Genomic DNA, 21,870 nt, shown 5'->3' on the forward strand with positions numbered 1-21,870 from the left:
GGTCAACCGGAGAAAAGGCGATTGATGTCGTTGTAGAAGGCGAACGCCATGAGCATCAGCAGCAGCGTCAGACCGATCTGCTGACCGATCTCCATCGTGCGCTCGGAGACGGGCCCACGCTTGATGATTTCGACGAGATAATACAACAAATGGCCCCCGTCCAGAATCGGGATGGGCAGGAGGTTGAGCACGCCGAGGCTGATGCTCACCAGGGCGAGAAACTTGAGGTAATAATCGACGCCGAGTCTCGCCGACTGCCCGGCGTAATCGGCAATGGTCACCGGTCCGCTGATGTTCCGCCACGAGACCTCGCCGACGATCATCTTGCCGATCATCAGCAGCGTGAAAGCCGACTTGTCCCAGGTCTCGGCGAGAGCCTTGGCCAGCGCCGGCAGCGGTTGGTAGCGCACGGTGGTCATCAGTTCGGCGCGGGCCTCGGGCCACTCGCGCACGGCCGCACCAATGCGACCGATCTCCGTGCCCCGCTCGTCGACGACCCCCGGAGTGACGTGGATCACCAGTCGCTCGTCGCCTCTCAGAACGTCGAACTCGAGCGGGCTGCCCGGCGAACTGCGCACAGCGCGGACGACCTCAGCCCAGCTGTCGATCGGCTGCCCATCGATGGCGGTGATCAGGTCGCCGGTCAGGAGGCCGGCAGCTTCGGCCGCCCCGCGCGCGCTCACCTTGCCGAGAACCGGGGGCAAACGAGGTCGGTAGAGGTTCAACCCCAGTCGCTCGAGGGCGTCTCCTTCCCAGCCAGAATTGCGAATCCCCGACAGATCGAGAAGGCGCAGCGAAATCTCGTTGCGCGGGTTGATCACCTCGAGGGCCACGCTGTCGTGATCGACGGCCATGCGCAGCAGTGCCCAGCGCATCTCCTGCCAGGTCGCCACCTTCTCGCCGCCGACGGCGAGGATCCGTTCGCCGTCCTCGACGCGTGCTTCGGCAGCCGGGGTGCCGGCCACCGGCAGAGCGACGATCGGCCTGAATTCCTCGGTCCCGTTCCAGAACAGTCCCCAGTAAAGCACGATGGCCAGCAGGAAGTTCGCCGCCGGCCCGGCGGCGACGATGGCCATCCGGCGCCAGACGCGCTGCCGGTTGAATGCCCGGTGCAGTTCTGCGGCAGGAACCTCGCCCTCGCGCTCGTCGAGCATCTTGACGTAACCGCCCAGGGGAAAAGCGGCGATCGCCCATTCGGTCCCGTCGCGCGCGAGTCGCCATGAGCACAGCGGCCTGCCGAAGCCGACCGAGAAACGGAGCACCTTGACGCCAAGCCAGCGGGCGGCGAGGTAATGACCGAACTCGTGGACGACAACCAGGATGCCGAGGACCACGGCGAAGGCGGCCAGGTAGTAGAGGAAGCTGCTCATCACGTGGCCAAGGCGGCGAGCCGATCGTCGGCGACTGCCCGCGCCAGGCGGTCAGCGGCGAGAACCTCGCCCAGCGACCGGGGCGAGCAGTTGGCCGGGCAACGATCGAGCACTTCGGCAATCAGCCGGGGAATCGCCGTGAACGCGATCCGCCGCTCGAGAAACGCCTGGACGGCGACCTCGTTCGCCGCATTGAGGGTCGCCGGCGCACAGCCTCCCTGCGCCAGCGCGCGGTAGGCGAGGCCGAGACACGGGAAACGCCCGTGGTCGGGTTTCTCGAAGTGCAGCGCAGCCACCCGGCAAAGGTCGAGCGGCTCGACGCCAGCAGCGATGCGCTCCGGATAGCCGAGAGCGTGCGCGATCGGCGTGCGCATGTCGGGGTTTCCGAGTTCGGCGATGACCGAACCGTCGACATACTGGACGAGCGAGTGCACGACGCTCTCGGGATGGATGAGCACCTGGATGCGCTCTGCAGGAACGTTGAACAACCAGTGCGCCTCGATGACCTCGAGACCCTTGTTCATCATCGTCGCCGAATCGACCGAGATCTTCGGCCCCATCACCCAGTTCGGGTGCGCGCAGGCCTGCTCCGGGCTCACTGAAGCGAGATCGCCGGCATCGGTCAGCCTGAATGGCCCACCCGAGGCGGTCAGGAACAGTGCCGACACGCCGCTGTCTCCGAGGTTGCCGGAGTAGCCGGGCGGCAGCGACTGAAAAATCGCGTTGTGCTCACTGTCAATCGGCAACAGCGTTGCGCCGTGATCCCTGACGGCGCGCATGAAGAATTCGCCGGCCATGACCAGCGCTTCCTTGTTCGCCAACAGCACCTTCTTCCCGGCCACCACCGCGGCCAGCGCCGGCGGCAGGCCGGCGGCCCCGACGATCGCGGCCATCACCGTGTCCACGATCGGCAGCTCGACCATCCTGATCAGTGCGTCGGGACCCCAGGACACGCTCGTCGGACAGCCGGCAGCGGCGAGCCCGGCGGCCAACCGGGCAGCCAGCGCCTGATCGCCGACGACCGCGTGTTCCGGCCTGAACTCGAGGCACTGTTCAAGCAGACGCTCCGCCTGCCGGTTGGCGCACAGCGCGACGATCGCGAAGCGATCGGGATGACGGCGAACGACGTCGAGCGTATTCACGCCTATCGATCCGGTCGAGCCGAGAATCACCAGACTCTGCACCCCCCCTCTCCCAGCCATCAGTGCCGCGCCAGGAGCCAGACCAGCGCCACCAGTGGCAAGGTGGACGTCAGGCTGTCGATACGGTCGAGCACGCCGCCATGACCAGGCAGCACGTTGCTGCTGTCCTTGAGGCCGGCCTGTCGCTTGACGAGCGACTCGAAGAGGTCGCCGACGATGCTCATCGCGGTCAGCCCTGCGAGGAGGGCAATCAGCAGAGGCCAGTCGCCTGCCAGATTCGCCGGCAGTCTCGGAGACACGAGCAGGCCATAGACGATCACGCACAGCCCGCCGCCGATCGCGCCCTCCCAGGTCTTGCCGGGGCTGATCGTCGGCGCCAGCTTGTGCGCGCCGAAGCGCCGCCCGGCGAAATACGCCCCGATGTCCGCCAGCCAGACGACGGCCATGATCGCCAGCAGACCCAGCGGGCCGACTTGGCGGAGCTGGACGAGGGCGAGCCAGGCGGGGAGGATGACCACTGCCCCGGTCAGCACGCCGAGCGCCGGGGAGTGCGACAACGGCCAGCGCCGCCTGAGCCAGAGCGGCGCGACCACCACCCAGAACGCGGCAGCGGGCAGATAGAACAGGGCCCCGGTGGGCCATCCCGCTGCCGCCGAGTCCGCTTGGAGCCCGACCGCAGCGGGGTCGAGGACTGAAACGGCCGTGCACACGATCAGCAGGGCTGCCGCGAGCATGCTGCGCAAAGGCTCGCTGGCAGTCATCAGCCCTCCCCACTCCCAGGCCGCCACCGCGGCCACCGCGCTGACGAAGACCAGCCAGCCGAGTGGTGGCAGGAAGAACAGCGCGAGGAGGAAGGCGGCAAGGAGGAAGACCGCGGTGATGACCCGGGTTCTAAGCATCGCTGCGCAAGCCAGTCAGCTGACCGGCCGCCGCCGGACAGCCCGCCACCTGCTCGCTGGTTCGTCCGAAGCGGCGCTCGCGCAGCCGGTACGACTCGAGCGCCGCCTCGAAGGCGGCCGAATCGAACTCGGGCCAGAGAACGTCGGTGAAGTGCAGCTCCGAGTAGGCGAGTTGCCAGAGCAGGAAGTTGCTGATCCGCTTCTCGCCCCCGGTCCTGATGAACAGATCGGGTTCGGGGGCGTAGCTCATCGCCAGGTGAGGGGCGAGGTCGTCCTCGTTCCACGCGCCGCCCGAGTCCTGGCCCGAGAGCCGCATCCGGTTCACTGCCTGCAGGATGTCCCAGCGACCGCCGTAGTTGGCGGCGACGGTCAGGACGAGTCGACTGTTGCGCTCGGTGCGTTCCTCGGAAGCCCTGATCAGTGCGCGCAACTCGGGGTCGAAACGGGAAAGGTCACCGATCACGCGCAGGCGGACACCGTTGTGGTCGAGCTTGCCGACCTCCACTTTCAGCGCCCGAACGAACAACTGCATGAGCAGCGACACTTCCTCGGCAGGACGGCGCCAGTTCTCGGAACTGAAGGCGAACAGCGTCAGATACTCGATGCCCCGCTCGAGACACATCCGGACGACCCGGCGAACGGTTTCGACGCCGCGCCGGTGACCGGCGATTCGCGGCAGCAGGCGCTTCTTGGCCCAGCGTCCGTTGCCATCCATGATGATCGCGACGTGACGGGGAACGTCGGAAGTGGAGGGTACATGGCGCGTCGAACTGGCAAAAGGCAGCATGGTGCAGAGACCTCTTCGGGCAGCCGCTAAATGGCCATCAGCTCCGTTTCCTTGTGGCTCAGATGCTTGTCGATCTCGGCGACGTAACGATCGGTGAGCTTCTGGATTTCGTCCTGAGCGCGGTGCTCGTCGTCCTCAGAGCACTCCTTCTTCTTGAGCATCTCCTTCAATACGGCGATCGCATCGCGACGGAGGTTGCGCACGGCAACCTTGGCACCCTCGGCTTCGCCCTTGACCACCTTGATCAGTTCGCGCCGTCGCTCCTCGGTCAACGGCGGCATCGGAACGCGAATCAGGTCGCCCTGGGCAGACGGATTGAGCCCGAGGTCAGAGTCACGGATCGCCCTTTCGACCTTCCCGGCCATCGCCTTCTCCCAGGGCTGGACACCCAGCGTACGCGAATCGAGGACGGTCACGCTGGCCACCGAGCTGATCGGCACCGATGTTCCGTAGTAGTCGACATGCACATGGTCGAGCAATCCCGCGTGCGCCCGTCCGGTGCGCACCTTGGCGAGGTCGGTCCTGAGCGCCTCGATCGACTTCTGCATCTTGTATTCGGCGGACTTCTTCACGTCTGCTAGGGACATCTCACTCTCCGTCAGCAATACACCAGAGTGCCTTCGTCTTCGCCCATCGTGACGCGCCTCAGCGCGCCCTCCCGAAAGATCGAGAAGACCTTCACGGGCAGCTTCTGGTCGCGGCACAAGGCGAAGGCGGTTGCGTCCATCACCGCGATGTTGCGCGCGATGGCCTCATCGAAACTGATCCGGTCATAGCGGCGGGCGGAGGGGTCCTTCTGCGGATCGGCCGAGTACACGCCATCGACCTTGGTCGCCTTGAGCACGATTTCAGCACCGATTTCCGCACCGCGCAAGGCCGCAGCGGTGTCGGTGGTGAAGAACGGATTCCCCGTTCCACCAGCGAAGACGACCGTCCGGCCCTGCTCGAGGTAACGGATCGCTTTGGCACGAATGTACGGCTCGACGACCTGCTCGATGTTCAGCGCAGACTGCACCCGCGAAGCCATCCCGGCGGCGCGCATCGCGTCCTGAAGCGCCAGCGCGTTCATCACCGTGGCCAGCATGCCCATGTAGTCCGCCTGGGCGCGATCCATTCCACGCGCAGCGGGCGCGACGCCGCGGAAGATGTTCCCGCCGCCGATGACCACGCCGACCTGCACGCCGAGATCCACGACCTCCTTGATCTCCGTGACGATTCCGGTGATCGTCCGCCAGTTGATGCCGTAGGCGTCACTGCCCATCAGGGCCTCACCCGAGAGCTTGAGCAGGATGCGTTTGAACCTCGGCTGACTTGCGGGCATCGGCGACTTCCTCCTTCAGCAGGATCGACAGGGTGGCGGCGAGCTCCGCCGCCTACTTCTGAGCCACAGCGGCTGCCTGAGCCGCCACTTCGGCAGCAAAGTCGTTCGAGCGTCTGGCCAAACCCTCGCCGACGACGAAGAGCGCGAAGCCAGCCACCGACGCCCCCCTGGCCTTGAGCAACTGGCCGATCGTCTGCTTGCCGTCTTCAGCCTTGACGAACACCTGCCCGAGCAGGGTCACCTCGTTGAGAAACTTCTGCACCGATCCCTCGGCGATCTTTTCGAGCATCGCCTCGGGCTTGTTGGCTTCGCGTGCCTTCTCGATCGCGATCCGCCGCTCGCTGTCGACGAGTTCGGCCGCGACTCCCGAGGCATCGAGCGCCTTCGGCTTGGTGGCCGCGATGTGCATTGCGAGATCCCGGCCGAGCTGCCCGTCGCCACCCGTGTAGTCGACCAGCACGCCGATCTTGGCGCCGCCATGGACGTAGGAAGCGAGTCGGCCCTTCGCCTCGAGACGGACGAAACGGCGGATCGACATGTTCTCGCCGATCCTGCCGACGAGCGCCGTGCGCGTCTCTTCGACGCTGCTGCTGCCCAGCGACAGAGCCGACAGGGCGGCCACGTCGGGCGGATTCGCGCCGGCGACCAGCGCTGCGCAATCGCCAGCGAGCTTGAGGAAGTCTTCGTTCTTGGCGACGAAATCGGTCTCGCAATTGACCTCGACGATCGCGCCGACCCTTTCGTCAGAGGACCGGAAGATCGCCACGACGCCCTCGGCAGTGATCCGCGTCGCCGCCTTGCTGGCCTTCGAGCCCAGTTTCACGCGCAGGATTTCCTCAGCCTTGGCGAGATCGCCGGCAGCCTCGGTCAATGCCTTCTTGCACTCCATCATCGGCGCGTCGGTCCTCTCGCGCAACTCCTTCACCATGCTTGCGGTGACTTCCGCCATATCCTTCTCCAGTTGCCTGCACGGGTCGCCTCGGCGACCACTTGTTTTCCGAACCGCCCGACTCCGCTGACCGGAACCGGGCGGCAGTCTGGCGTGAGCCCGCTGCGCCAGACTGCCCAGCCCGATGGCCAGGCCGGTGAGCGAATCGGCCAAACCATCGGCCCGCCGTCCCGCGCACCTGCTTTCACCCGAGCCTGTGACCAGTGCTTAGTCGGCTCGCTCTTGCCGCAAGACTTGTGGCCTGATGCACCAGGTCTCAGTCGTCGGACTCCTCGATGAACTCGTCGTCCGAAACCGCTTCGAGGATTTCCTCGACGAACTGGCTGCGTCCTTCGAGCACCGCATCGGCGACGCCGCGCGCATACAGCCGGATCGCTCGCGAAGAGTCATCGTTACCCGGGATCACATAATCGACTCCGTCCGGAGAGTGGTTGGTATCGACCACTCCGACGACCGGGATGCCCAGTTTGCGCGCTTCGGTGACGGCGATCTTGTGATAGCCGACGTCGACCACGAACAGGGCGTCGGGCAGCGACCCCATCTCCTTGATGCCACCGATCGACTTGTGCATCTTGTCGAGTTCGCGGGTGATCATCAGCGCTTCCTTCTTGGCGAGCTTGTCGAGCGAGCCGTCCTCGCACATCGTCTCGGTCTCCCTGAGGCGCTTGAGCGACTGCTTGATCGTCTTGAAGTTGGTCAGCATCCCGCCTAGCCAGCGCTGGTCGACGTACGGGGACCCGCTGCGCGTCGCTTCTTCGGCCATGATCTCGCGCGCCTGGCGCTTGGTGCCGACGAAGAGGATCGTCCCCTTGTTCGCCGACAGCCGGCGCACGAAAGCCAGCGCCTCGTTGTACTTGGCGAGCGTCCTTTCGAGGTTGACGATATGGATCTTGTTCCGCGAGCCGAAGATGTACGGCGCCATCTTCGGATTCCAGAAACGCGTCTGATGGCCGAAATGAACGCCGGCCTCGAGCATCTGCCGCATCGTTGTAGACATGCCTTGAATGTTCTCTCTGTCAGGGTTGAACCACCATCCGCCCCGTTAAAGCCCGCCCTGCTGCCAAGTACGGACACCCTTGATCAGGCGAATGTGCGAAATACGGACGCCCGTGAAACGAACGCCCAACGCGCCGTCGATGCACGCGTCCAGTCTCGCCAGCCGTCGGCCGGCAAAAATCGGCGGATGTTACCATCAGCAGGCGCCGACGGCAATTCTCGCCGGGCTCCAGCGAACGACGGGGGAAGCGCGACCCGCTGGCAGCTCTGCGGGTCGGCCTGGGCGACCAGTCGGGAACCCCACGGCAGGCTCGCCGAAGACCGCGCAAGCGCCGCAGTCGCCCGCGCCCGGCTCGCACGGCGCTAGAATACAAGTCATGATCGCCTTCTCGCCCGCAGCCTGCTGATGCCCCTGCCTGCGCCCGGTTTGGCCAACGACCGACGCGCGGACTCGGCTTTCGTTCGCTCGACCCGTCTGCCGCTCCATCTGGCGCTGGCCTACGTGATCCTCATCGCCTACGCCAGCCTGTACCCTTTGGCAAACTGGCGGAGCCTGGGCATTTCGCCGCTCGAGTTCCTCAGTGCCGGCTGGCCACGCTACTGGACGGTCTTCGACCTGACCGTAAACGTCCTCGCCTACCTGCCGCTGGGCTTCCTGTTGACCCTCGCGCTGCGCGGAATCCCGGGCGGCAACTGGTCGGCGGCGCTCGCCGCCCTGCTCCTCGGCAGCCTGCTCAGCCTCACCCTGGAATGCCTGCAGAACTGGCTGCCTTCGCGCGTGCCGTCGAACGTCGATCTCGGCTGCAACATCGCCGGCACGGCCTTGGGCGTGGCGCTCGCCTGCTGGAACGGCAGGAGGATCTTCCGCGCACTGGCACGATTCCAGCGCAGCGTGCTGGCGCCGATCGCGCATGCCGAGCTCGGTCTCGTTCTGCTCGGCATGTGGCTGCTGACTCAACTGTCACCGGAAACGCTGCTCTTCGGTGCCGGCGACCTGCGCAGCGTTCTCGATCTGACGCCAGCCGTACCGTACGCCGCCCCCTCGTTCCTGGTTCTCGAAACGGCGGTCATCGGCTGCAACACGGTGGTCATCGGCCTGTTCGCGCGAACCTTGTTCGCCGACAGCTCGTCGCCTCATCTCGTCCTGGCGGCGTTCTTCGTGCTCGCCCTGACGGTCCGAACGCTGGCCGCAGCCGTTCTCGTCGCCCCCCAGGACGCTTTCGCCTGGCTGACGCCTGGGGCCCAGGTGGGCCTGCTGATCGGCGGCTCGCTGCTTGCCATGGCGCTGCTCCTGCCGGCGCGCTTCCGCGTCGCGCTTGCCGGAGTCGCCCTGCTCGCCGGAACGACCCTGGTCAACCTGACCCCAGCCAACCCCTACTCCGAAGCAGCGCTCGCCGCCTGGCGCCAGGGCCATTTCCTGAACTTCAATGGTCTGACTCGCTGGGTCGCCAGCCTCTGGCCGTTCCTTGCCCTGCCCTACCTGACGGCCGTCGGAAGGAATCTGTAGCCGCGGCCCGCCCCACGGGTCGTGAATGAATCCACTGCGCGGCCAATCTGCGGCGTTGCTCAGTCGCTCCGCCCACGGCCGGCTGCGGCGGCGCGCAGCATGCTGCGCGAAACCCCGCCTGCGTCCACGGCCGGCTTTGCACAGCCGGCCGGCTGCGGCGGCGCGCAGCATGCTGCGCGAAACCCCGCCTTCGCCCTCTCCCATCCATCTGATAGGTCTCGCCGTTCGCTCCGGGAGAGAAAGGAAGGAACCCCCCTTTCCTGGCACCTGGCATCGCGACCTGCTCGTGACGATTCCTTGACAACCTCTCAGCGATGGCCGGAACCTCGCCGCAAGCGCATCCGCTCGTTCCACGCAGCGAGCGCCGGCGAGCACCGCCCGGGATCGGCAGCGACCCGCTCCTCGATTCCGGCGAGCAACTCGAGGTCCATGTCCGGCAGTTCCTGCGGATAGATCGCCTGCAGGTGAATGACCAGGTCACCCGCCAGCGAAGCCTGCTTGTCGGGATAGCCCAGTCCGGCGAAGCGCTGCTCGGGCGACTGGTGCGCGTGTCGTGGAAGCTCGACGCTGACCGTGCCGAACAGCGTCGGCACCTCGATGGCCCCCCCGCAAAGCATGAAGATTACGCTGACCGGAACGTGGCAATGGATATCCCTGCCCTGGAGATTGAACAGCGGATGCTCGGCGAAAGCGACCTCCAGATAGAGATCACCGGGCCGCATCCGGGTGCCCCCCGGAGGCAGCGGCGCCTGCCGTGAGAGACGCAGACGCTCGCCGTCGAGCAGGCCCGGCGGGACGGTGACCGACAGTGTTCGCAGTTCCGGGCGCCAGCCCGTCCCGGCGCATTCCGGACACGCCGTCTCGTAGAGGTAGCCGCGCCCACTACACCCCGTGCAGCGACTTGTTCGCCCACTACCACAGGAAACCCGGCCGCAGCCGCTGCACGCCGGGCAGGGCACCGAGTTCCTGTGCTGGATTCGACCGCTGTTGCGGCACGCAGCACAGCGGACGCTGTGCACGAGTTCGACGTTCTTCCGGCAGCCGAGTGCCGCCTCCTCGAGCGTCAGGATCAGCACCTGGGTCAGATCGGCTCCAACCTCGTCGCCTGCGGCCTGCCCTCCCTGATCCGCTGCGCCTTCCTCGTCTGGCTGCTCCAGCGCGGCCAGGCGCTGCGGGTCGAGATAGCTCTCGTAGGCGGCATGGATACGCTTGAACTCGCTCTCTGCGGCAGCCGAAGGGTTCCGGTCGGGGTGCCAGAACATCGCCAGCCGCCGGTAAGCGCGCTTGACTTCTTCGGGTGACGCCCCGCGGCTGACGCCCAGGACGACGAAGGGATCTTCGTTGCTGCTCATCGGACGATCACCAGGGAACCGGGCCTGCGGCCGGACAGCACAGCGACCGGCGACCCGTCGGATGGCCCCAATTCTACGCGATCGGCGACCGATCGCCGCGCTCCCTTCGCCGGACTGCACACGGCCTCGCGCGAGGGCCCCGGCAAACGGCGTTAGAATGGCCCCTGGCAGCCAGCCGACGACGACGCGAGGAGGCGCTTCGATGAGCTATTTCCGGCACCATGTGTTCTTCTGCTGCAATCAGCGCGGCGAGGGCGAGACCTGCTGCAACGGCGCAGGAGCCACGGCGGCTCAGACCTACGCCAGGGAGCGAGTCGCCGAACTCGGGCTCAAGGGACGCGGCAAGGTGCGCATCAACAAGTCGGGCTGCCTCGATCGCTGCGACGACGGTCCGGTTCTCGTCGTCTACCCCGAAGGCGTGTGGTATAGCTACGTCGACCACGAGGACATCGAGGAGATCATCCAGGAGCACCTGCGGAACGGGCGAATCGTCGAGCGTTTGAGGATCTGAACCGGCAGACCCGCCCCGGGCCGCGCATCTGCCGGCCAGGTAGGTGGCCTGGCGCCGGCGGTGGCGTCCGTTGCCGCAAAGCAAGAGGAGAGTCCGCGCATGAGAATCCAGCCCGAGCCCCTGCTGATCGACGGACCGGCCGGCCGGATCGAGGTCATCGTCGAGAATCCCGGTGCGCCGCGCGGCATCGCGCTGATCGCCCACCCGCATCCGCTGTTTGGAGGCGGCAACACCAATAAGGTCGTCCAGACGCTCGCGCGGACCTTCAATCACCTCGACTACGTCGCGTTGCGACCGAACTTCCGCGGCGTCGGTCTCAGCGAGGGCAGGCACGACGACGGCCAGGGCGAAACCGAAGACATGCTCTGCGTGCTCGCCGAGGCCAGGTGTCGCTTCGGGAATCTGCCGGTCGCCCTGGCCGGATTCTCCTTCGGCGCCTATGTGCAGACGCGCGTCGCCGAGGCGCTGCTGGCCAGCGGCCACCCGCCGCAGCGGCTGGTTCTCGTGGGCACCGCGTCGGGCTTCGTCGAAGGGGCACGCCGCTACCAGACGCGCGCCGTGCCCGGCGACACGATCGTCATCCACGGCTCCGAGGATGCCACCGTGCCGCTGGCCAACGTCATCGAGTGGGCCAGACCGCTCGACCTCCCGGTGGTCGTCGTTCCGGGGGCCGACCACTTCTTCCACCGGCGCCTGCACCTCATTCGCGAAATCGTCAGCCGCGCATGGCGTCACTGACCCGCCGCAGCACGCGGGCGGTCGGCGACCCGGGTGCGATCCTCGAAGTTGGACATCTGGCCAAGTCCTGGGCAGGCGAAGTCGTCGTCGACGATCTCTCGTTCTCGGTTCCGGCGGCGACCTGCTTCGGCCTGCTCGGGCCGAACGGCGCCGGCAAGACGACCACCCTGCGCTGCTGCCTTGGCCTGAGCGAGTTGGACGGCGGCGAGGTTCGCCTCGCCGGCCGGGCGATTCCCGGCGAGGCCAGGCTCGCCCGCGCGCGCGTCGGCGTCGTTCCGCAGGCCGACAATCTCGACCCGGATTTCACCTGCCACGAGAACCTGCTCGTTTACGGCCGATACTTCGGCATCGCCGACACGCTGATCGCCGAGCGCATTCCGCAGTTGCTCGACTTCGCCGGCCTTGCCGGCAAGCAGGACGCGCCGATCCAGACGCTGTCGGGTGGCATGAAGCGGCGGCTCACCCTGGCCCGGGCGCTGATCAACGACCCCGACATCCTGTTCCTCGACGAACCGACGACCGGCCTCGATCCGCAGGCCCGCCACCTGATCTGGGAGCGCCTCAAGCGGCTCGTCGCCGAAGGCAAGACACTGCTCCTGACCACCCACTTCATGGACGAAGCCGAACGCCTCTGCGATCGACTGGCGATCCTCGACCGCGGGCGGATCATCGCCGAGGGCGCTCCGCGCGGGCTGATCTCCAAGCACATCGAACCGCAGGTCGTCGAGGTCTTTGGCGACGACGCCGTCGACTGGGCCCGCAAGCGCATGGTTCTCGGCGAACGCGTCGAGGCGGCCGGTGACACCGCCTTCGTCTACTGCCTCGATCCCGCCCCCCTGCTGTCCGCACTGGCCGGCGAAGCGCAACTGCGCTTCGTGCATCGCGCAGCCAGTCTCGAGGACGTCTTCCTCAAGCTGACCGGTCGCGACCTGCGCGACTGAGAGGCTGTCAAGTCAAGATCTCCGAGCCATGCGTCTCGCCCGACTGCACCTCCCCCGCCCCGGCCTCCGCTGGCTGCCCGTCTGGCGCCGCAACTTCCTCGTCTGGCGCAAGCTCGCCGTTCCCTCGCTGCTCGGCAACCTCGCCGACCCGCTGATCTACATGCTCGGTCTCGGCTACGGACTCGGCAGCCTGATGCCGGCGATCGACGGGGTCGACTACCTCGGCTTCCTCGCCGCCGGAACGGTCGTCGCCAGCACGATGCACGCGGCGACCTTCGAGGCGCTCTACTCGGCCTTCTCGCGGATGCACGTCCAGAAGACCTGGGAGGCGATCCTCAACACGCCGCTGTCGCTCGACGAAGTGCTCGCCGGCGAACTCTTCTGGGCGGCTTCGAAGAGCCTCTTCTCGGGACTGGCGATCCTCGCCGTCGTCGCCGCCCTCGGGCTCGTTTCGTCGGTGTACGCGCTGGCGGCGATTCCGGTCATCTTCCTGACCGGCGCGGCCTTCGCTGCGCTCGGCCTGGTGGTCTGCGCCCTCGCTCCCTCGTTTGACTTCTTCATGTACTACTTCACGCTGTTCCTGACCCCGATGCTATTGATCTCGGGAGTGTTCTTCCCGGCCGGGCAGTTGCCGGCGGCGATCCAGGCGATCGCCGGCTGGCTGCCGCTGGCTCACGCCGTGCAGCTCGTGCGGCCTCTGTTGCTCGGCGAGCTTCCCGACGACCCGCTCGGCCATCTCGCAGTGCTGCTGCTGGTCGCCGGTCTCGGCTTCTGGATCGCCTGCGTCCTCGCTCGCCGCCGCCTTCTCGCCTGACACCGCGCGACGGCTCCCTCGCCGGGGGCGGCCGGCGGAGGTCACCGCGCCGATCGCCGACCCGGCAGCGCGCGAGGTAGAATCTCGCCAGTCCAAGCGGAGGAAAGCGACCATGCACGTCACCCTCGTCCATGTCCGGGTCAGACCGGAATCGATCGCCGCGTTCATCGCGGCCACGCGGCTCAATCACCAAGCGTCGGTCGGCGAGCCCGGGAATCGCCGATTCGACGTGCTGCAGGCCCCCGACGACCCGGCGCGATTCATCCTCTACGAGGCCTACGCCTCGGCGGCGGACGCCGCTGCGCACAAGCAGACGACACACTACCTCGCCTGGCGCGACACGGTCGCCGGGATGATGGCCGAAGCGCGGCGCGGTGAGCCGATGAACGGGCTGTTCCCCGAATGAGCGACGGCGCTGGCCGATTCTCGATCGGACGCCTGCCGCGAATCGAGTTCGGTAGCGGCGCGATCGCCCGGCTTCCGGAGATCGCCGCGGGCTATGGCCGGCGCCTGCTGCTGGTCACCGGCGCCCGCTCGTTCGTCGAGTCGGCCGCCGGCGAGCGGCTGTTCGCCGCCTTTCGCCAGCGTGGCCTCGATTGGCAGCGCGTCGGGGTCTCCGGAGAACCTTCGCCCGAATTCGTCAATCAGGCGGTGGCCAGCTTTCGCGCCTCTGCCTTCGACGCCGTCGTCGGCGTCGGCGGCGGCAGCGCGCTCGACGCGGCCAAGGCGATCGCCGGGCTGCTGCGCACCGGCAATCCGGTCGAAGACCACCTCGAGGGCGTCGGACCCGAACTGCCGTACCGTGGGCCGGCGACGCCGTTCATCGCCGTCCCGACGACCGCCGGAACGGGGTCCGAGGCGACCCGCAACGCCGTACTCAGCGCCCCCGGGGGGTTCAAGAAGTCGTTTCGCGACGAGCAGCTGGTCGCCGAATGGGCGATCGTCGACCCCGATCTGCTGGCCAGCTGCCCGCCCGAACTGATCGCCGCCGACGGTCTCGACGCCTTCACCCAGTTGCTCGAATCGTTCGTCTCGCTGCGCGCCAACCCGGTCACCGACGCGCTCGCCCGGTCGGGAATCATGGCCGCGCGGGATGCCCTGCCGGCTCTTCACCGCGCGCAGTCGGCCGCCGCGCGGGCACAGATGGCCTACGCCTCGCTGACCTCGGGGATCTGCCTCGCCCAGGCCGGGCTCGGCGCGGTCCACGGGCTCGCCTCGCCACTCGGCGCGCTGTTCCCGATCCCGCACGGCGTCGTCTGCGGAACGCTGGTCGCCAGCGCGACGGCAGGCAACATCGCCGCGCTCGAAGCGCGCGAGCCGGACAACCCGGCGCTGCCCAAATACGCCGAAATCGGGCGCCGCTTCGCCATGCAGAAGGGTCTCAACGGGCGCGACGCGCGGCGCTTCCTGGTCGACACCCTGCGCCGCTGGGAAGAGGAACTCGCCCTGCCACGCCTTTCGGCCTACGGAATCGCCGCGAGCGACCTGCCGCGGATCGTCGCCGCGAGCCGCGGGTCGAGCATGAAGACCAATCCCGTCGTGCTCGGCGACGACGAACTGACCGGCATCCTCGCCTCGCGCCTCTGAACGGGCGAGACGCCGGGGCGCGATCGGCACCGGTCCGCTCAGTCCTGGATCGCCGGGTCGGGGAGGATCAGCCGTTCGTAGACGGCCCGGTAAGGCTCAGGAGAGACGCTGATTCCGCCCTGGAACGGGTGGTCGCTGACGGCGATGAAATAGATCACCAGCGCAACCGGCGTCGCGACCAGAAGGGTCAGCGCGGTGTGCAGCTGGAAGCTGTCGACGCGCAGCAGAAAGCACGCCGATATCGCGCTCAGCCCGAGCAGCGTCACGACCACCCACAGTTCGATCGGCAGTGCCGTGTCGGTGACCGCCTGCAGCCGCCGCCAGTGCGCCTCGACCAGGCGGTTGTACGCTTCGAGGACGCGGGCGTGGACGATCTTCTGGCCTTCGCTCGCCGGTTCGAAGGCGAGGATCGCGCGCTGCGCCGCTTCGATGATCCGCAGCGTGTTCGGCGGCAGTTCGCCGTGCAGGTGCATCGGCCATTCGTGATCGATCACGTGCCGTGTATAGGCAGCGAGCGCCCTCTTCGTCTGCTTCTCGAGCAGCGGCGGATAGCCGCCGAGATTCTGGTAGAGGACGGCGATCGCCGCCGCCTCGCGGCCGACGTCGGCGGCCGCATCGTCCATGTTCTGCCAGACGGCCACCGCGGTCAGACCGGCAGCCACCGCATAGACGCCGATCAGTGCGGAGAGCAGCCCGGCGATCGAACCGTTGTCGAAATGCCGGTGAAGCAGCGACGCGCGCACCCGCGGCGTGACCAGCCAGACTCCAGCGACCGACAGCACGAGCGTCAGCGTCAGAACGAAGACGGCCAGTCCGATTGAAGAGAGTTCGTGGAACCAGTTCATCGTTGATCCTGTGGTGAGAGGTTGTGAAGAAATCGTCACGAGCAGGCCGATATGCCAGGCGCGAGCGAGCGAACGACGAGACATATCAGGTGGATAGGCGAGGAGTGAGCGAGTGAGCAACGCCGCAGATTGGCCGCGCAGTAGATTTATTCACAACCTCTTAGGGCGGCGGCCATTCTAGCGGCAATCGCCACCGGCCAGACAACCCGCTGATCCCGCGCGCCCGGATGGTCAGCCCCGCCGATCTGCCTCGGCCGCCGTCCGGTGCAGGCTCTCGATGAAGCGGGTAGCCAGGGCGATCTCGCGCAGAAAGCAGGCCAGTCCGGCAATCAGCGCGAGCATCGCGGCGACGAACAGGCCGGCGATCGTGCTCGACAGATCGACCTTCAGCTCGGCGCCGGCGAACAGCGCGACGACGACCAGGCAGACGAGCAGATCGCAGGCCGTACACAGACTGATCGCCCAGTGGATCCAGCGCGCCCTCCGGGAGAGCGCGAGGATCGTCGCCAGGCTCTCCGCGCGTTCGGCGGGATCGGGCTCGCCGGCCAGACTCCTCTCCAGCACGTGGAAACGGTCGATGACCCGTGCGAGGCGATTGGCCAGGACTCCGAGCAGCGCACCGACCCCGGCGAGCAGAAAGACCGGCGCGACGGCGAGCTGGATGACCTGCGCCACCGACGAGACCTGTTGCGGAAGAGGGATCATCGTCTGTCCTTTGGCAAGCGGGCGCCGCGCGGCCCGACTCGCGCCGCTTGCCCGCGGCAGGCACGGCGGCCGTTGACCGCCCGGCCTGCTCGTCACATACTCTGCGCCCGAACGGACGCCCGATCAACCCCGCTCCCCGCAAAGGAAGATTCCATGCCCAGACCGAGTCTTCGTGCGAGCCTGCTCGCCACCGCGATCGCCACCGCTGCCGGCTGCGCAGGCCAGCAGGCGAACCCGCCGCTCGCCGGCGATCCCGGGCCAACCTTCGCGCTGCCGCCGCCGGCGGCCAGCCCGGGCTTCGCTGCGCCGCCCGACACAGCAACTGCAGCCCAGAGCCAGACTGCTCCCGGCCAGCCGCCGAGCCAGTCGCTCGCCGACCCCTGGCCACGGCAGGTGAAGCTCTCCGGGGCGACGGCGCTGATCTATCTGCCGCAGGTCGACAGCTGGCAGGGCAACCGCCTCGCCTTTCGCGCGGCCGTCTCGGTCAACCCGAGTGGAACGAAGGAGCAGACTTTCGGAGTGATCACCGGCAGCGCGCGGACCGACGTCGATCGCCTGACCCGCACCGTCACGCTCTCCGACCTGAACCTGACGCAGGCCCGCTTCCCGACGCTGGCCGACGACGGTCTCGCCTACCTGAGCCAGCTGCGCGGGCAGCTCCCGGCGACGCTGACGACGGTCTCGCTCGACCTGCTGCAGGGTCAGCTCGCCGCCTCACGGACGGTCAAGCCGAAAGCCGTGCCGGTGAACAACGACCCGCCGCGGATCATCGTCAGCACCTCGCCGGCGATCCTCGTCCCGATCGACGGCGCGCCGGTGATCCGCCAGGTCAACAGCAGCCGCTTCGAGCGGGTGATCAATACCCAGGCACTGATCGCCCGGACGCGGCTCGACGGCACCTGGTACCTGCACGTCTTCGACGGCTGGCTGTCGTCGGCCTCGCTCGACGGTCGGTGGACGCGCGCCACGCGCGTGCCCTTCGGCCTCGACGACCTGGCCAGCCAGCTGGCCGGCGAGAAGCGCATCGATCTGCTCGACGGCGGTCCGCGGGCAAACCCGAAGCCGTCGCTGAACGACGGCGTGCCGACGATCTATGTCAGCCAGGTGCCCGCCGAGCTGATCGTCTTCAAGGGGCAGCCCAACTTCGTTCCGGTCACCGGCACTGGCCTGCTCTGGGCCGACAACACCACCGCCGACGTGCTCGTCGATACTTCCGACAACCAGTATTACACGCTGATGGCCGGGCGCTGGTACCGGGCGCCGGCGCTCGGCGGGCCGTGGACCTGGGTCGCGGCGAACTCGCTGCCGGCGGATTTCGCGCGCATTCCGGCCGACTCCCCGTCGGCCGTCGTGCTCGCCTCGGTCTCCGGAACGCCTCAGGCCCAGGAAATGCTGATCGCCAACTCGGTTCCGCAGACGGCCGTCGTCCCGCTGAGCAAGGGTCCGAAGTTCACCCCGACGTTCGACGGCGCCCCGCAATACCGGCCGATCGACGGAACGCCGCTGCAGTACGTCGCAAACTCCGCCGACCCGATCATCCGCGTCGGGCCGACGAGCTACTACGCGGTGCGCGCCGGCGTGTGGTTCACGGCGACCGGGCTGACCGGCCCGTGGTTCGTCGCGACCAGCGTCCCGCCGGTGATCTACACCATCCCGGCGAGCTCGCCACTGCATTACGTGACCTACGTGCAGGTCTATGGCGCGACCAGCGAGGTCGTCTACGTCGGGTACACGCCGGGCTACCTCGGCACGATGGTCGCCCCCGACGGCGTCGTCGTCTACGGCACCGGCTATGCCTACACTCCGTGGATCGGCAGCGTCTGGTACGCAGCGCCGTACACCTGGGGAATCGCCGCGGCACCGATCTACAACCCCTACGTCGGCTTCGCCTTCGGCTACGGGCTTGGTCTGGCTACGGCCGCCTGGGCTGCGCCGTACTGGGGCGCATACTATCACCCGGGATACTGGGGCTACCCCTGCTGCGGGTCGACGAGCGCCAGCGTCTATGGCCACTGGGGCAATACCGTGTACTCGGGAACGCGCACCTGGTACTCGGCCGCCGACGGCCGCGTCGGCACGGCGGCGACCGGAACCTACACCAACGAGCGCACCGGCACCAGCGGATCGTACGCCGCTGGACGCAGCTACAACCCGTGGACGGGTCAGGCGCAACGCGGCTACGACCGCACTTTCGATACCGCCGGCGGAACCACCGGCAACGTCGCCCGCGGCGGCTCGTACAACACCTACACCGGGCAGCGTTCGTACGGTTCGAGCGTCTCGGCGACCGGCCCCGAAGGCAGCTCGGTGTCACGAACGGCCACCGCGACCGCCGGGCCCGAAGGCGTCGGCGCGCAGCACACGGTCAGTGCCTACGACGCGCAGACCGGGCAAACCAAGAGCTACACCTCGAGCGGGCTGTTCGGCAACCACTACGCCGGGTCGGACGGCAACGTCTACCGCAACAGCGGCAGCGGCTGGCAACAGCAAGGCGCCGGCGGCTGGCAGTCGGCGACCGGCGACACCTCGTGGGCCGACCGTGAAGCGCAGGCCCGCAGCGCGGCCGACAGCCGTGCCAGCGGCTGGGGCGGCGGCGACGACCGCTTCGGCAGCGGAGGCTGGGGAGGCGGCGACCGCTACGGCGGCGGCGACTTCGGCGACCGCTTCGGCGGCGGCGGTTTCGGCGGCCGTTTCGGCGGCGGCGGTTTCGGCGGACGCTTTGGCGGGCGGCGCTGACGCGCAGCCGGCGGTCCCGATGACGGTCAGCGGATTGCGACGCACCTCGCCAACACCGGGCGTGCTTGTTCACCCAGGGGATCGAGTCTGCCGGCGTGATCGCCGCGCCGACCACTCCCCATCGATCATGGAGTCTCGATATGGTCTTCGAACGGAAATCCTTCGCCGGCTTGGCGCTCGGCGTGCTGACGCTGGCCGGCTGCGCCTCCGACCAGCAGATCCTGGCCAGCGAACAGGATCAGGCGTTGCTCGTCGCCACCCGCCGCGGACAGTTCGAACTGTCCTGCCCGACGGCCAGAGGAATCGTCCTGTCGAGCAACCTGCTCCAGCCGGTGGTCTGGAACGGTCTCGAACGCGCCGAGTATACGGTTGGCGTCGAGGGCTGCGGTCGGAAGACGACCTACGTCGTCGTCTGCCAGCTCGGCTCGCCGAGCTGCCTCGCCGTCGCCGCCCGAAATCCCGCCCTGGCGCCGTAGCCGCGGGGACCAGCCAGCGCAGCGCGGCGCTCTAACGAGCCACGTCGTTGCCGGCCGGCGTCCTCGGGCGACCGACCGGCGACCGAGCATCTCGCCGCAGAGAAAGGACGGATGTGAACGAGCCTTCCACGACCAAACAGGCTGCTCGCTTCGGGCTGTTCCAGGGCCTGCTGCCGATCGCCAGCCGGGCGGCGGCGACGCGCGACGCGCTGGCCGGCTTCACGCTCGCGGCGATGAACGTTCCGCAGGCGCTCGGCTACACCAAGATCGCCGGAACGCCGGTGATCAGCGGCCTGTACACGCTGCTGCTGCCGCTGATCGCCTTCGCCGCACTCGGCTCGTCGCGCTACCTGGTCGTCGCTGCCGACTCGGCGACCGCGGCGATCCTGGCCACCGGCCTCTCCGGGCTGGCCGTCGCCGACACCGCACACTACCTCTCCCTGGCCAGCCTCGTCGCGCTGCTCACCGCCGGCTTCCTGCTCCTCGCCCGCGTCTTCAGGCTCGGCTTCCTCTCCGACTTCCTGTCGCGCACCGTGCTCGTCGGCTTCCTGACCGGAGTCGGCTTCCAGGTCGGCATCGCGGTTCTCGACGAACTGCTGCGCCTGCCGATGCACGCTCACCAGCCGCTCGAGCAGTTGCTGACGATCGTCCGCGAATTGCCGCAGACCCACCTGCCGACGCTCGGCGTGTCGCTCGCCGTGATCGCCACGATCCTGCTCCTGCGCCGCGTCGCGCCGAAGCTGCCCGGCGCGCTGATCGCCGTCGTCGCGGCGATCAGCGCCAGCGCGAGCCTGGACTTCGCCGGCCACGGCATCGAGATCATCGGACCGGTGTCCGGTGGCTTCCCGAGGCTCGCGCTGCCACCGCTCGACTGGAACCTGATCCGCACGCTGCTGCCCACCGCCGGCGCCTGCTTCATCATGATCGTCGCGCAGAGCGCGGTGACCGCCCGCGCCTACGCGACGCGGCACCACCAGGCGCTCGACTCGAACCAGGACCTGCTCGGCCTGTCGGCAGCCAACGCCGCCGCCGCGTTGAGCGGCACCTTCGTGGTCAACGGCAGTCCGACGCAGACGGCGATGGTCGAGAGCTCGGGCGGGTCGAGCCAGCTCGCGCACCTGTCGACGGCGCTGGTCGTCCTCCTCGTGCTGCTCTTCCTCACCGGTCCGCTGCAGTACCTGCCGGTCAGCGCACTCGGAGCGATCGTGTTCACCATCGCGGTGCACCTCGTCGACCTCAAGGGCCTCGACGACCTGCGCCGCAAGTCGCGCGACGAGTGGCTCCTGGCGCTGGCCACCGCCGCGGCGGTCGTCGTTCTCGGCGTCGAGCACGGCATCCTGCTGGCCATTGTCCTTTCGCTGCTCGACCACGTGCGCCGCGGCTACCGCCCGCGCACCGCGATCGAGCTGCGCGACGCCGAGGGCAACTGGCACTGGGAAGCCGTCGCCCCCGGCAAGCACGCCCAGCCGGGACTCGTCGTCTACTGGTTCGGCGGCGACCTCTATTACGCCAGCGCCGGCCACTTCCGCAGCCAGGCGATGGCCCTCGTCCACGACTCGCCAGAGCCCGTCCGCTGGCTGGTCATCGACGCCGGAGCGATCACCGGAGTCGACTACTCGGCCGGCGGCGCCCTCGCCGAACTGCACGAAGACCTCGCCCGACAGGGCGTGCGGCTGGTTTTCGCGCATGTCGGCACGCCGCTGCGCGCCGACCTCGACCGGCTCGGACTCACCGCGCTGGTCGGCGAGAGCGCGCTCTTCGATCGCCTGCGCGACTGCGTCGATGCTTACGCGGCGCAGTGACGGCCAGTCGGCGAGCTGCGCGCGAAACCAGGGCGGAGCGGCGCGAGCCGACCAGCAGCGCCTCGAACATCGCGATCGACCTACCGGCAACGGGACGAAGGCCCCCCGACGAGGAACACGACCGGCGATCGGCGACGCCTTCGCGGACAGCCCGAAGTCGATTGATTGCCGGTGAGCCGGCGGCCTTCCCAAACGCCGGCGTAGTGCGTCGCGAGAGCCCGTCGGCTATCCGTCGGGCGTCTGCCGGCCGAACAGCGCGTCGACTTCGGCGAGCAGCGTGTGCCCCTTGGCTCCCGAGTTCGACACCTTTTACGTTCCAACGGCATAATTGGCTGGGCGGCCCCAATAAAAACAGGGGGTTAGTCATCTGGCCGAGTTGGTGTGTAGTGACA

The 21,870-nt window shown here is 68.0% G+C and carries 21 protein-coding genes; 10 read left to right on the plus strand and 11 right to left on the minus strand.

Annotated elements, in window-relative coordinates:
* Positions 1-2 precede the first annotated feature (2 nt).
* From rseP to rpsB, 8 genes are all read right to left on the minus strand, one after another.
* Positions 3-1,370, minus strand: a complete 1,368-nt coding sequence (rseP, locus tag NFW05_RS03545) for an RIP metalloprotease RseP (protein ID WP_295302849.1) — start codon at positions 1,368-1,370, stop codon at positions 3-5.
* Complete coding sequence (gene ispC / locus NFW05_RS03550; protein ID WP_295302850.1) at positions 1,370-2,572, minus strand: 1-deoxy-D-xylulose-5-phosphate reductoisomerase; 1,203 nt, start codon at positions 2,570-2,572, stop codon at positions 1,370-1,372. The genes rseP and ispC overlap by 1 nt, the downstream gene beginning before the upstream one ends.
* Positions 2,572-3,411 (minus strand): phosphatidate cytidylyltransferase, encoded by an 840-nt coding sequence (locus NFW05_RS03555; protein WP_295302851.1) that lies wholly within the window; start codon positions 3,409-3,411, stop codon positions 2,572-2,574. The genes ispC and NFW05_RS03555 overlap by 1 nt, the downstream gene beginning before the upstream one ends.
* Positions 3,404-4,198 (minus strand): polyprenyl diphosphate synthase, encoded by a 795-nt coding sequence (uppS, locus tag NFW05_RS03560; RefSeq protein ID WP_295302852.1) that lies wholly within the window; start codon positions 4,196-4,198, stop codon positions 3,404-3,406. Before uppS ends, NFW05_RS03555 begins: the two co-directional genes overlap by 8 nt.
* A gap of 26 nt (positions 4,199-4,224) precedes the next feature.
* Positions 4,225-4,785 carry a ribosome recycling factor gene (frr, locus tag NFW05_RS03565; protein ID WP_295302853.1) on the minus strand — a complete coding sequence of 187 codons (561 nt, stop codon included), beginning with the start codon at positions 4,783-4,785 and terminating at the stop codon, positions 4,225-4,227.
* Positions 4,786-4,796: 11 nt separating this feature from the next.
* Positions 4,797-5,519 carry a UMP kinase gene (pyrH, locus tag NFW05_RS03570; protein WP_295302854.1) on the minus strand — a complete coding sequence of 241 codons (723 nt, stop codon included), beginning with the start codon at positions 5,517-5,519 and terminating at the stop codon, positions 4,797-4,799.
* A 52-nt stretch (positions 5,520-5,571) separates the two neighbouring features.
* Positions 5,572-6,468 (minus strand): translation elongation factor Ts, encoded by an 897-nt coding sequence (tsf, locus tag NFW05_RS03575; RefSeq protein ID WP_295302855.1) that lies wholly within the window; start codon positions 6,466-6,468, stop codon positions 5,572-5,574.
* Positions 6,469-6,724: 256 nt separating this feature from the next.
* Complete coding sequence (gene rpsB / locus NFW05_RS03580) at positions 6,725-7,465, minus strand: 30S ribosomal protein S2 (RefSeq protein ID WP_295302856.1); 741 nt, start codon at positions 7,463-7,465, stop codon at positions 6,725-6,727.
* A gap of 405 nt (positions 7,466-7,870) precedes the next feature.
* On the opposite strand from rpsB, the gene NFW05_RS03585 reads away from it, so the two are divergent.
* The gene (locus NFW05_RS03585) at positions 7,871-8,971 is read left to right on the plus strand and encodes a VanZ family protein (protein WP_295302857.1); all 1,101 of its coding nucleotides are present in this window, start codon (positions 7,871-7,873) and stop codon (positions 8,969-8,971) included.
* A 308-nt stretch (positions 8,972-9,279) separates the two neighbouring features.
* Here NFW05_RS03585 and NFW05_RS03590 read toward each other — a convergent pair whose 3' ends face one another.
* Entirely contained in the window at positions 9,280-10,323 is a 1,044-nt protein-coding gene (locus NFW05_RS03590; RefSeq protein ID WP_295302858.1) for a DnaJ C-terminal domain-containing protein, read from the minus strand.
* Positions 10,324-10,525: 202 nt separating this feature from the next.
* Between NFW05_RS03590 and NFW05_RS03595 the strand changes: the two genes are divergently transcribed.
* The 6 genes from NFW05_RS03595 to NFW05_RS03620 all read left to right on the plus strand — a co-directional run bounded on the left by NFW05_RS03595 (position 10,526) and on the right by NFW05_RS03620 (position 14,914).
* On the plus strand, positions 10,526-10,834 hold the full coding sequence (locus tag NFW05_RS03595) for a ferredoxin (RefSeq protein WP_295302859.1): 309 nt from the start codon (positions 10,526-10,528) through the stop codon (positions 10,832-10,834).
* A gap of 99 nt (positions 10,835-10,933) precedes the next feature.
* Positions 10,934-11,572: an alpha/beta hydrolase gene (locus tag NFW05_RS03600; RefSeq protein ID WP_295302860.1), complete on the plus strand. Its 639-nt coding sequence runs from the start codon at positions 10,934-10,936 to the stop codon at positions 11,570-11,572.
* Positions 11,560-12,513, plus strand: coding sequence for an ATP-binding cassette domain-containing protein (locus NFW05_RS03605; protein WP_295302861.1), 954 nt, complete (start codon positions 11,560-11,562; stop codon positions 12,511-12,513). Before NFW05_RS03600 ends, NFW05_RS03605 begins: the two co-directional genes overlap by 13 nt.
* A gap of 28 nt (positions 12,514-12,541) precedes the next feature.
* Complete coding sequence (locus NFW05_RS03610; protein WP_295302862.1) at positions 12,542-13,327, plus strand: ABC transporter permease; 786 nt, start codon at positions 12,542-12,544, stop codon at positions 13,325-13,327.
* A gap of 112 nt (positions 13,328-13,439) precedes the next feature.
* Positions 13,440-13,733 (plus strand): antibiotic biosynthesis monooxygenase, encoded by a 294-nt coding sequence (locus tag NFW05_RS03615; RefSeq protein ID WP_295302863.1) that lies wholly within the window; start codon positions 13,440-13,442, stop codon positions 13,731-13,733.
* Positions 13,730-14,914 (plus strand): iron-containing alcohol dehydrogenase, encoded by a 1,185-nt coding sequence (locus tag NFW05_RS03620; protein WP_295302864.1) that lies wholly within the window; start codon positions 13,730-13,732, stop codon positions 14,912-14,914. Before NFW05_RS03615 ends, NFW05_RS03620 begins: the two co-directional genes overlap by 4 nt.
* Positions 14,915-14,952: 38 nt before the next feature.
* Here the strand turns inward: NFW05_RS03620 and NFW05_RS03625 are convergent, their stop codons facing one another.
* Positions 14,953-15,759, minus strand: coding sequence for a DUF4239 domain-containing protein (locus NFW05_RS03625; protein ID WP_295302865.1), 807 nt, complete (start codon positions 15,757-15,759; stop codon positions 14,953-14,955).
* A 231-nt stretch (positions 15,760-15,990) separates the two neighbouring features.
* On the minus strand, positions 15,991-16,464 hold the full coding sequence (locus tag NFW05_RS03630) for a DUF2721 domain-containing protein (RefSeq protein WP_295302866.1): 474 nt from the start codon (positions 16,462-16,464) through the stop codon (positions 15,991-15,993).
* 153 nt (positions 16,465-16,617) lie between these two features.
* Between NFW05_RS03630 and NFW05_RS03635 the strand changes: the two genes are divergently transcribed.
* The 3 genes from NFW05_RS03635 (at position 16,618) to NFW05_RS03645 (ending at position 21,478) form a co-directional block, all read left to right on the plus strand.
* Positions 16,618-19,200 (plus strand): hypothetical protein, encoded by a 2,583-nt coding sequence (locus NFW05_RS03635; RefSeq protein WP_295302867.1) that lies wholly within the window; start codon positions 16,618-16,620, stop codon positions 19,198-19,200.
* Positions 19,201-19,340: 140 nt separating this feature from the next.
* Positions 19,341-19,676: a hypothetical protein gene (locus NFW05_RS03640; RefSeq protein WP_295302868.1), complete on the plus strand. Its 336-nt coding sequence runs from the start codon at positions 19,341-19,343 to the stop codon at positions 19,674-19,676.
* Between the two features lie 113 nt (positions 19,677-19,789).
* Positions 19,790-21,478: a SulP family inorganic anion transporter gene (locus tag NFW05_RS03645; protein ID WP_295302869.1), complete on the plus strand. Its 1,689-nt coding sequence runs from the start codon at positions 19,790-19,792 to the stop codon at positions 21,476-21,478.
* The last annotated feature ends 392 nt before the right edge of the window (positions 21,479-21,870 follow it).

Source organism: Accumulibacter sp., from assembly GCF_023806625.1.
GTDB lineage: Bacteria > Pseudomonadota > Gammaproteobacteria > Burkholderiales > Rhodocyclaceae > Accumulibacter.

Bases quoted from the DNA above. Each gene is read 5' to 3' on its own strand.
- rseP (WP_295302849.1), bottom strand. From the start codon at position 1,370: ATGAGCAGCTTCCTCTACTACCTGGCCGCCTTCGCCGTGGTCCTCGGC.
- ispC (WP_295302850.1), bottom strand. From the start codon at position 2,572: ATGGCTGGGAGAGGGGGGGTGCAGAGTCTGGTGATTCTCGGCTCGACC.
- NFW05_RS03555 (WP_295302851.1), bottom strand. From the start codon at position 3,411: ATGCTTAGAACCCGGGTCATCACCGCGGTCTTCCTCCTTGCCGCCTTC.
- uppS (WP_295302852.1), bottom strand. From the start codon at position 4,198: ATGCTGCCTTTTGCCAGTTCGACGCGCCATGTACCCTCCACTTCCGAC.
- frr (WP_295302853.1), bottom strand. From the start codon at position 4,785: ATGTCCCTAGCAGACGTGAAGAAGTCCGCCGAATACAAGATGCAGAAG.
- pyrH (WP_295302854.1), bottom strand. From the start codon at position 5,519: ATGCCCGCAAGTCAGCCGAGGTTCAAACGCATCCTGCTCAAGCTCTCG.
- tsf (WP_295302855.1), bottom strand. From the start codon at position 6,468: ATGGCGGAAGTCACCGCAAGCATGGTGAAGGAGTTGCGCGAGAGGACC.
- rpsB (WP_295302856.1), bottom strand. From the start codon at position 7,465: ATGTCTACAACGATGCGGCAGATGCTCGAGGCCGGCGTTCATTTCGGC.
- NFW05_RS03585 (WP_295302857.1), top strand. From the start codon at position 7,871: ATGCCCCTGCCTGCGCCCGGTTTGGCCAACGACCGACGCGCGGACTCG.
- NFW05_RS03590 (WP_295302858.1), bottom strand. From the start codon at position 10,323: ATGAGCAGCAACGAAGATCCCTTCGTCGTCCTGGGCGTCAGCCGCGGG.
- NFW05_RS03595 (WP_295302859.1), top strand. From the start codon at position 10,526: ATGAGCTATTTCCGGCACCATGTGTTCTTCTGCTGCAATCAGCGCGGC.
- NFW05_RS03600 (WP_295302860.1), top strand. From the start codon at position 10,934: ATGAGAATCCAGCCCGAGCCCCTGCTGATCGACGGACCGGCCGGCCGG.
- NFW05_RS03605 (WP_295302861.1), top strand. From the start codon at position 11,560: ATGGCGTCACTGACCCGCCGCAGCACGCGGGCGGTCGGCGACCCGGGT.
- NFW05_RS03610 (WP_295302862.1), top strand. From the start codon at position 12,542: ATGCGTCTCGCCCGACTGCACCTCCCCCGCCCCGGCCTCCGCTGGCTG.
- NFW05_RS03615 (WP_295302863.1), top strand. From the start codon at position 13,440: ATGCACGTCACCCTCGTCCATGTCCGGGTCAGACCGGAATCGATCGCC.
- NFW05_RS03620 (WP_295302864.1), top strand. From the start codon at position 13,730: ATGAGCGACGGCGCTGGCCGATTCTCGATCGGACGCCTGCCGCGAATC.
- NFW05_RS03625 (WP_295302865.1), bottom strand. From the start codon at position 15,759: ATGAACTGGTTCCACGAACTCTCTTCAATCGGACTGGCCGTCTTCGTT.
- NFW05_RS03630 (WP_295302866.1), bottom strand. From the start codon at position 16,464: ATGATCCCTCTTCCGCAACAGGTCTCGTCGGTGGCGCAGGTCATCCAG.
- NFW05_RS03635 (WP_295302867.1), top strand. From the start codon at position 16,618: ATGCCCAGACCGAGTCTTCGTGCGAGCCTGCTCGCCACCGCGATCGCC.
- NFW05_RS03640 (WP_295302868.1), top strand. From the start codon at position 19,341: ATGGTCTTCGAACGGAAATCCTTCGCCGGCTTGGCGCTCGGCGTGCTG.